General features: G+C 40.8%; 4 protein-coding genes and 1 pseudogene. 3 read left to right on the top strand and 2 right to left on the bottom strand.

What is annotated here, in order from left to right:
- Positions 1–76: 76 nt before the first annotated feature.
- Positions 77–797, top strand: a pseudogene (locus Sarmat_RS07405) (integrase core domain-containing protein); the annotation flags it as partial.
- A gap of 496 nt (positions 798–1,293) precedes the next feature.
- Here Sarmat_RS07405 and Sarmat_RS04745 read toward each other — a convergent pair.
- Entirely contained in the window at positions 1,294–7,413 is a 6,120-nt protein-coding gene (locus Sarmat_RS04745; protein WP_202149666.1) for an autotransporter domain-containing protein, read from the bottom strand.
- A 290-nt stretch (positions 7,414–7,703) separates the two neighbouring features.
- Between Sarmat_RS04745 and Sarmat_RS04750 the strand changes: the two genes are divergently transcribed.
- Together Sarmat_RS04750 and Sarmat_RS04755 are read left to right on the top strand one after the other, a co-directional pair.
- The gene (locus Sarmat_RS04750; protein ID WP_202149667.1) at positions 7,704–8,855 is read left to right on the top strand and encodes a DNA recombination protein RmuC; all 1,152 of its coding nucleotides are present in this window, start codon (positions 7,704–7,706) and stop codon (positions 8,853–8,855) included.
- A 175-nt stretch (positions 8,856–9,030) separates the two neighbouring features.
- A complete protein-coding gene (locus tag Sarmat_RS04755) occupies positions 9,031–9,579 on the top strand; it encodes a hypothetical protein (RefSeq protein ID WP_202149668.1) in 549 nt (182 codons plus the stop codon).
- Positions 9,580–10,043: 464 nt separating this feature from the next.
- On the opposite strand, the gene Sarmat_RS04760 is transcribed toward Sarmat_RS04755, so the two are convergent.
- Positions 10,044–10,202, bottom strand: coding sequence for a hypothetical protein (locus Sarmat_RS04760; protein WP_202149504.1), 159 nt, complete (start codon positions 10,200–10,202; stop codon positions 10,044–10,046).
- Positions 10,203–10,215 lie beyond the last annotated feature (13 nt).

Here is a 10,215-nt window from a genome sequence, read left to right on the forward strand (position 1 = left end):
AAATTTCTGACTTTCAGAGTCTTTTTGCTTCGTTATCTTTCTTTTTTAAATACGCTACCTCAAATTAATTTACTATATAGCAGAAGTAAGGACGGCTGAAGGCAAATTATATCTATATGTAGTAATTGATAGAACATCTAAATTTTCTTATGCAGAGCTACATAAAAGCCAGACTAAAATGATTGCCGCAGAGTTTTTACGTAACCTTATTAAAGCTGTACCTTTAAAATAGACTTCTTTCGAAACTCGCTCAATTAAGAGCAAATGTGAGGAGTATACGAAGCACAGAGCCGCAGCGTACATGAAGTACGTGAGGACTTGCGCATCGACAGCGTCGCCACAGTTGCCATCAGGAGTAGAGTTAGGAAAGAGGTCTATTTTATAAGGTATTGACAGATAATGGGATTCAATTTACCAATCACGATCATCATAAAAATGCTTTTACTCATATATTTGAGCGTGTTTGCAATGAGCGTCAGATAGAGCATAGAAAGACTAAGATCAAACATCCTTGGACTAATGGGCAGGTAGAACGCATGAATAGAACTCTCAAAGAAGCAGCTGTAAACAATTTCCATTATGCATCTCATGATGAGCTAAAACAGCATCTGCATGCTTACTTGATGGCTTATAACTTCGCTAAACGACTTAAAGCCATCAAAGGAAAAACTCCTTGGCAATTTATATTAAATCAGTGGACAATTCATCCTGAATATTTTATACTTAATCCTAACCATTTCTTACTGGGACTAAACACATTACGAAAGAACGAATATTATAGCGGGATAAATCAATAGCACCTATGGTATTTAATGGTCTATGCAATACACTATTATTTGAAAGCTGGGTGGAGGGAGTTTTTGATAAAAGAACTGTAACCTGGTCAAGTAGTGATCATAGAAATTGAATCTGTAAGCTGCGTCACCTTATTCGCTAGATCTAAACTCAATTGAAAAATTTTGAGCTAATATAAAACGATGGATTAAAGATAGAATTACCGATCTACTCATTTGTATGACGCCTTACAGCACTTCTTTATCTCACCTAATGCAAGGTGATTTATTATATATACCCTGATATCCTGTATCTATAATAACTTTCACCTCTGCATGTCCAAATTCTTTGAACAACCTAAAATATAGTTCGATTACGAGAAAATTCCCCATCGTAGTTTATTTTATTATGAATACGCAAGAATCGAATCTCAACGCAACGCTCTGCATTACGACACAGCAGACGCATTACGTTGAGAGCTGGATTAAAAGATACAAATAAAATACTAATAGGTAGAGACTAGAAATTCAGACGCAGAGCGATTTGCGTCATCAGTCCAGTATATTTATTAGCAGCAACGAATCCAGCGCCTAATCCCAATTCCAAACCATCCGCGCTCTTAAGATCTAGCGCTGCCCCTACACTAAACATAATAGCTTGATTTTCTGCGGCTGGCGTAACGATAGGAGAAATACCATCAATACTTACCGTAGTTTTGCTGCTATTTTTAGTAGACAACAACAAATTCGCATAGACCGAAGACGTGCGCGCTCCACCATTAAACTCTGCCTTGGCACCGTAATTAACGCCTGCCACCATTTGCGCAACAGCAGATCCAGCAGTCTTAACCTTTCTATCTGGCAGATGATCGGCTTTCTCTGTATAACTCGTAGCTCCCAAGCTTATCGCCGTGAGAGAAAGATAAGGATTTACAAAATACCCATCATTAAGAGGTTTGCTATAATCTCCTCTCACTTGCAGCACAAAGTTATTAGAGCGACATTTAGCACTACCTAGCACTTCTCGAGTAGCATTATTTACGAACGCAGTGCGAGGGTTAGATATTTTATTAGAGCCATTAGTATAAGCAAACAGAACTGAGGCGGATGTTTGCTCGGTAAAGTCTTGTTTAGTATACAAACTTAATATAAAGCTTTTAACATCACTACGAGCACCAGCGGTAACGCCTTTACTCTTATTATTAGAATCTAGATACCCAATAGCCATACCAAACATAGTTTGGTTCACGGTGTGGTTAATGCCAGTAATCAAACCAAATTGCCCCATTTTATACCCTTGCGTTGTTGCGAGAGCATTTTGATTTCCTAGGTTGTAAAGAGGACGAATCCAGGCATTAGTTCTGTGAACAGTAAAGCCATCACCAGCAGATACACCACCTTCTTTATTAAAACCAGTGTCAGCCGTTCTGATATCGGGAGTATTAGAACTTCCTAGCGCAGCTTCGGTAATAGTGGCAGTAAAGGTTTGAGCTGTGGAAGTAGGCGTAGTGGCGGCTGGATTATTAGTTTCTTGAATTTGTGCTTTAATAACAGCTTTACCACCAGCAAAGGCTGCAATAGATTCATTTCTTTGTTGTATAGCCGCCGCCATTCCGTTAGGATCTTTGCGCGCACTTTCTATTAATGCACTATTGTATTCTTCAATCGCAGATACTGTGGATTGAGCGGCCCCTATACTTTTTGCAACTTCAGTAATTTCTTTAGCGGTGGTAGGTATAGGATCTATGTCATTTCCTTTTTTACGCAACAATAACTCGCCACTAGGCGTTAGTCTGCAGACTAACGTATCATTGTCAGTGTCTACAGTAAGTTGAGAGAAATCTGGAAATTTCACAACGCCGCCACTTTCTGTAACAAACAATTTAATATCAACTAGTTTTTCATTTTTATTAAGTGCACTGATGAAATTTTTAGTCACTCTAACCTTCACGGCCATCGCGCTCTTACTCATGTCTAACGTATAAGCATTTTTTACAACTATAGCATTAGCAGTGGCTTTATCAACGTCTAAGCTCAGATTAAATTTTTGATTTATTGCACCAACATATTTGCCAGTGAGGGTCATAGTTTGTAAACCTAAGTCCCAAGAAGCATCGGCGCTACTAAACGCACCAGAAACCGTTAACGCGCCATCCAACGCAATGTTATTAAAGTTTTTGATTTCTTGCGCAAAAATAGCTCCTTTCATCACATTCTTGCTTGCAGCATCTAGCTCAATTAATGCTAATGGCGCTTTTTCTGTACCAAGAGTTAACTCAAACCCTCTCTTTGCTATGGCGCTAGCACTCTCCGCTTGGAGTTGATGCAAATAAACGCTACCATTAGCACCAGTGATGTGCGCTTTAGTATTGAGGCCGCCAAAATATACTGCACTTTCAGCATCAATACTACCTTCTAATATCACAGCATTACCGCCCACTGCAAGTTTTGTAGATTTCAATTCTAACTTCTTAGCGGCAAAAGAATCGGTGGTATTTATCTGTCTATTATTTATAGACACAGACGCTAGTGCGTTTGAGTTAGTACCTATATTTTTAAGAATTAAAGCCTTGCCTGGTTCAAACACAACCGCGCCACCAGTGGCTTTGTCTGATATAATGCTAATTTGGTCGATATTGTCAGATTTTATTTGTAATAAATCATCAGTAGTACACAAAATTCCACCATTCTTGATGGAAATAGTGTTATTAATGGTTTGAGCGCCACTAAAAGCAATCCAGAACGCATTTGACGAATCAGAGATCACATCAAAATTACAGCTAATACCCTTACCAAGAGTTAAAATAGTTTTCGTGCTCTTCGTATCTCCTGCAGCATCAGCAACGCCAGTATACTGAATGAGATTTGTATACAACTCCCCATCTAACGTCACATCTTTTCCGCTTATCTCGAGCGCACTCAATGGTTGGTTCTGACTACCTATTTGCATATTTAACACAATATTTTGCGTATTGTTCAACACCACCACCGCTTTTTCAGATTTCTCAGTTACTGATATTTTTGGAGTGGCAAGAGAGTTGTTGATTTTTAAAGTTGCATTACTCATGAATACTTCAGAGAAATATGCATCCTGTTCTAGCGAGAGCAGAGCGTCGTATATGTTTAGCGCCGCAATTCTTAAATTTGCAGAACCCATCTTTCCGGCGAGCAAGATTTCAGATGTTTCTCCTGAACCAACGACAGTTACTGCTGTGTTTTTAGGCATAGTAGTGCCAAACGCCGATATATTCATATTAGTGCTAGCGGTGATTTTAATTACACCGTCTTCACCAAGAAGCACATGAGGTATGATCGCATTCTTATCTGTAGACTGTGTAATATTCAACTGCACCACACCATTTTGAATATTTATTGGCAGCGAAGTAGCGCCAGACATCGAAGTGATCTGAGTAATGGTGTATAGTTTAGGCTGCTCTAAACTCTCGCCCTTCACATACAAACCAGCTGGTTTAGCCGATTTAACTTCCACGGAGTTAATGTATGATTCGTCATTCAAATAAACGCCACCACTGCCTAATATCAAAGTATTCAGCGCTACAGAATTAGAGCCTACTTTGCCTTCTAATGTCAAAGAACCGTTAGTGAGACCAAAGGTGTCTATTAAACCAGCTGTTTTGCCACCTTTTAATATCAAATCTACGATACGCACGCTGTTACCGCCAATAGCATGCAAAGCACTGTTCGTATTTAAAGTTACCTTCTCTACTTTAGTGTCTAAATATACTGTCGCGCCATCCGACAATTCCAAATTCTGAGCGGTTTTTACATTAAGCTCCCCGCCTTTTTTAATAGACGCTGTAACTACAGAATTTAAGGTAGCCTTTCCGCCTTCTAGTTCTAGCGTTTCGGTAGCACCGCCCACCGTGAGTGCTCCACCAGTGAGTTTAGCGCTTTTTAGGGCTCCAATAATCTTTACCACACCATTACTCATAGTGAGGTTATTTTTTTCTAAGCTTGCAAATATCCATACTGAATCTTTGTGATTCATGATTGCATCAACCAAAACAATTGGAGCTTCCGCCTCAGCTAAAGTACTGCCAGATGAATAAGCGCCGCCAATAACTGATGGTCCACTAGGGCCATCGCGCAAAATTGAATCATTAGCTTGGCCTGAGATGGTTTTTTTAGGCACTGAGAACGACAGCACCAAATTACCGAGCGTATTGTTGCCGCTGCTATTTACCTTCACGTCAGATTGCACTTTCAATACGCCGCGCGAGGAGCTAGGGTTCATATATAACTCATTCACCTCACTACTCGTCTCAATTATCCCAACCACATTGCTAGTATCAGTTGCCCCATCCTTATGATCGAATTGCAGGTTACGCAATGTAGCACTTTTGCTTTTGATTGAAACGCCACTCTTAGTTCTTACAATGGTGCCGGCAGAAGGCGCATAGAGATCGGATATAACAATTGAAGATGTATTGCCATAACCATCAAACACAACATAATCCGCCGCAACCTCTTTTACTGTATAAGCAAACTTAGTGCTTTCATTACGTATCAACACTGCGCTCTTTTGAAAGTTAGTTAGTGCAGCGCCTACAACACTAATCGCAGAAGCGCTGGTGCTTGGGTTTAAGAGGGTTAAGGCTAGATAGCCATTACCACCGCCATCTCTAGTGATTTTTATCCCATTATCTGCAGTCGCAGATAAGATAAGATTTCCGCCTTTATTTTGCGCGATAGTAATTGCTAAACCAGGCACTGCGGGGGCTGCGTTAGTATGGTCAAGCGTAACACTAGCCAGAGCACAGCTATCTAATATGTTCTTTATGCTATCAGTTGTTGTTACAGCTGCGTTAAAGGTAACGTTAGTAGCTGTTTTACTAATTAAAGCTCCTTTCGTAATGTTTGCAGTCGTCACGGTAGTTGCGCCTCGCACGATACCGCCGCTTGTTAATGTTAAATCAGTGATTGTAGCGGTGGATCCAGCATTCTTGAGGCTTATATTTAACTGGCCCCCACCGGCGGTACCTTTAGCTATTGGGCCAGCTACTGCGCCTAAGGCAGCGTCTATTAAGGTAGCGATGGTTATAGTGGAGGCGGCGTTGGTATCACTAATGTTGATAACTGCCTTTTTCAGCATATTCACATCTACATTATTTTCACTAAGCGCAAAATTCGCCGCCGCTGTGCTCACGTCAACCTTACGGTTTAATACCACTGCAGCCTTAGCAAGGGCGGGGATGTTTGCGCCTAAAGTGAAAGTAACCTTCTCTGCGTTATCTGCGCCATCAAGATAGATGTTACCGCCGGCGGGGGTGGCATCTTGCAAAACGAAACTCGTAACAGCAACTGGAGAGGCGGAAACCATGGTCAAAGCACCAGTTGCTTCAAACGTAGAGCAAACCTCGCCAGAAATAGCAGAAACGTTGAGGGTTGTTGAGCCCGCGCCAGTTTGTATCACGCCCATGCCATTTGCATATAACCCCACGCCCATTGGGTTTGAGGGGGCGACGGCGCCGCCGGTGCTGTTCTGTGAGGTGAGGTTTACGGTTAGTTCATCATCTTTTCCATGCGCAAGCACCAAGCCAACTGCGTTAGCAGCAACATTGCCAGCACCCCAAGTGAAAGCGTTGATAGTGCCCTTGCCTCTTAGATTGTTAGAAATTATCATCGCAGACTGAGTTGCACCAACATTCGCACCGACTACCGCTATGCCGCTTGCGCCGGCAGTATTGCCATTGACATTATCTGCTATAGCATTACCCATAGTCCAGCTTGGGTTGGTAGGCTGGGCTATTTTGATGATGGCGGCGGCAGTACGATTAACGCCACCCGCATCAAGGCTGAGGGTGGACAAGCCATCCCAGGTGTTGCGGGCTATTGTTGCACTTTTCGAGCCATCATTTGCTATATAAAAATTGGTGTTTCCACCAGTATCCACCACCCCACCGTCTAACACGAGCACGCCAACATTAGTAGCACCAATACTACCCGCCTCTGGCAGAGTACCCATATCTTTTTTCAAGTTGTCAATGCCATATGTTGCATTTGCAGCATTGCCAGTTGCCAATGCTAGAGTTACAAAATTCGCTACGTTGGCAGTACCTATGGCACCTACTGTTAGCATGGAGTTAGTAAAGCTACCAACAACACCACCGCCAGCATTTTTACATGCATTAAAAGTGACTGTTTGGTTGGCAGCATTATTCAAGTAAATAGCCATGCTGGAGAAGGTCCAGGGGGCGGTAGAGTTTGCAGTTGTATTGATTATTACATCTTGAGCTGCATCAATTACTAAAGTCACCGCTGATGTTGTTAGCTTTTTCTCAGGGGAGGCGACGTTATTAACTAAATTAGCAAGGTCACCTTCGGCCTGCGCGACACCGCTGCCATACCAAACATATTCAGCATTATCAAGTGCTACATTTGCTCCATTATTCACAACAGCGTCGCCGGCGGCAGTAGTAATAATGGAAATGCCAAGATTTGGTGTGGCGGCATGCACCTGAGACGCACCAGCAGCCACCAGCGCAGAAGTAATTAAAGCGCGCTTAATAACGCCACCGCCTTGAGTTGCTACCGCTCTCACCACATCTTCTTTTTTATTCATAATTTTATTAACCATTTTTTGTTTTTTCTTTTGATTGCTAGAAAAGCTTTTCATCATCTTTACCTATTTATAAACTACTTTAATTATTTTATGATATTTTCAATTGCGGCAATAACTACGCAGCAATAACAGCAACGATCTCATTGTTTGATTACGCAATAATCCATAACATACCTTACTTTAATTTTAACTCGAACTCAAGAGTTTGGATGTGTATATTACCTACTTTTACCCTAAATAAAGTTATAGATAACAGCTATAATGGCGCAAAATGTTAACTTTAGCCACCAAAAATCACGCAGCAAGTATAGTTACATAAAAACGAATCAAAACTTCAATAAAATATCATGCTGAATAATACTCTACTACCACCACTTCTGCAAATTTTCTTTTTACTTATATTTGGCTATTTATTCCTCAAATATTTAAAAGTTTATTTTGAGTCACAAGATAAAAGATTAGAAGCTATAGAAAGACGTATAGCTGAGTTTAGTAGCTACAACGAGCAAAAGCTAGAGCGTGTGCGCACAGCATTAAGCGCTGGCATAGAAAGTATGCAGCGCAGCAACTTAACAAACTTAGAGCAGATTCGTTCCACGGTAGAAGAAAAGCTGCACAAAACCCTAGAAACGCGCCTCAACTCCTCCTTTCAAACCGTTAGCAAGAGCTTAGAGCAGGTGCATCATGGCTTGGGTCAAATGCAGCATTTAGCCACTGGCGTGTGGGATTTGAAGAAAATTTTGGGTAATATCAAAACGCGTGGTAATTGGGGGGAGGCGCAGCTGGATCATCTCATCGCTCAAATATTAACTCATGCTCAATATCAGAGTAACGTGGAAATTATCGCTGGTTCTAATAGTAGAGTTGATTTTGCAATTAAACTGCCTGGTAAGGGGCAGGGAGTGGTGTATTTGCCCATTGACGCCAAATTTCCCGTATCTGAATTCGAGAGGCTGCTTGATGCGCAACATAGTGGAGTGAGTGACGAGATAGAGCTGTGCAATAAGAATTTAATAAAAATTATTAAGAATAATGCGAAGAGTATATCGCAAAAATACATACTTTTGCCGCATACCACAGATTTTGCCGTTATGTTTTTACCAACCGAAGGGTTATATGCAACTATATCGCAATATGCTGGGTTATTGGAGGAGTTGCATAGAGAATATCGCATTATTATAGCTGGGCCTAGCACTATTATAGCGCTACTAAGTAGTTTGCAGATGGGCTTTAGGACTCTGGCGATAGAAAAGAGATCGAGTGAATTAATGCATGCTTTGGGTGATATTAAACAGGAGTTTAAGTATTTTGGCGAAATGCTTGCAAAAACTAAAGAGAAGCTAGATCAGGCTAGCCATAGCATAGGTAAGGCGCAGGTTAGTAGTAGAAAGATTAGGGAACGGTTGCTGGATGATTATCTGGATGGTGGTGGTGATGCGAGTAGTAGCATTGGGGATGATTTAGAAAATATTGATTGCGCTGACAATGCAGAAGAATAAAAAAAGTGAACGCGATGCTTGCATTGTGTGTTTTTTGTGATATGTTTTGAGTCACAGAAATTATATCTGTAGTTGTGAAAAATAACTGATTTTAAGTTTATCAATAGTTTATCGATACAATAAATTAATATAACAAGATGTTCTTATGCGCGCAATATCAAAATCATTACCTAGCATGTTATGTGTACATGGAAATTCTGCATGCGCTAACTCAAACCAGGTATTAGTCGATCATCAAGACGTGAACTCTAATCAACGATTCATCAGTCCTCTTTCCAAACTCACTCATGATGAGCAAATGCAAGGATCATACAAAGCACAAAGCCGCAGCGTACATGAAGTACGTGAGGATTCATGCATCGGAGCGATGAAGCAGTGCCATGAAGAAAGAAAGAGGTCTATCGATAACAAAACAAAGTTAGAGGAGATAGTATATAATGCTATGCTATCTGAGTTCATTTGCCTCTTACAAAATGGATATTTCATTAATGCTCAGAAATATCTAGAAAATCTCGAAAGAGTAGCGCAAGATGTGCATGTTTCGATAGAAAAGGTAAAAAACTGTTTAGCTAGCAAAGATGAGTGGAGCGCGATAGCGATGGATGAAAATTTTGGCAGCGATATGCAGCAACTTATGCAAGACGTGTATCAGCACTTTAGAGAGAAGTTGTTTTTAGAGATAGGGGTGCATGTGCATAAGTGCTCATGGCATAGTTCAGACTAGAAGGATTTTAGGCAAGTGCTAGAGAAGTTTTGCGCAAGCATTTTGAATATGTGACTTGCAATAGACTCTTTCTAAACTATACTCCTTCGTGGCAACTGCGCCAGTCGCTTATCGATTCGGAATCCTCACGTATCATATAGTAGTGTAACTCTGTCTTTCTTACTTCTGACTTTCTAGGGCAATAATAGACTTCTTCGGAAACTATGCTAAAGCGTCATAAAAAGAGTATAAAAAGGAAGGAATGTATGTTAACATAGAAGAGAACAACTTCTAGGAAAGAAAATGGTATATCCATTAGCATTTAGAAAAAAGATATTGATTAGACTTTTTTGGAAACTATCAAAATATTAAAGCGAAAGAAGGGCTGTCATTTGATGAGATATCAAAGAAATTTGGTATCTCCAAAGCGGCAATATTTAAGGATAAGAAATGGAGTAAAATAGACCTCTTGCGTAAGTATTTAATTAACAATTAGCCAATGTGAAGGGTGAAGAAGGTTGTTCGTGATTATTAGACCTCTTTCCTAACTCTACTCCTGATGGCAACTGCTTCGTCGCTCCGATGCGCAAGTCCTCACGTACTTCATGTACGCTGCGGCTCTGTGCTTCGTATACTCCTCGCATTTGCTCATCATGA

This window comes from Candidatus Sarmatiella mevalonica (assembly GCF_016751895.1).
Lineage (GTDB): Bacteria > Pseudomonadota > Alphaproteobacteria > Rickettsiales > Rickettsiaceae > Sarmatiella > Sarmatiella mevalonica.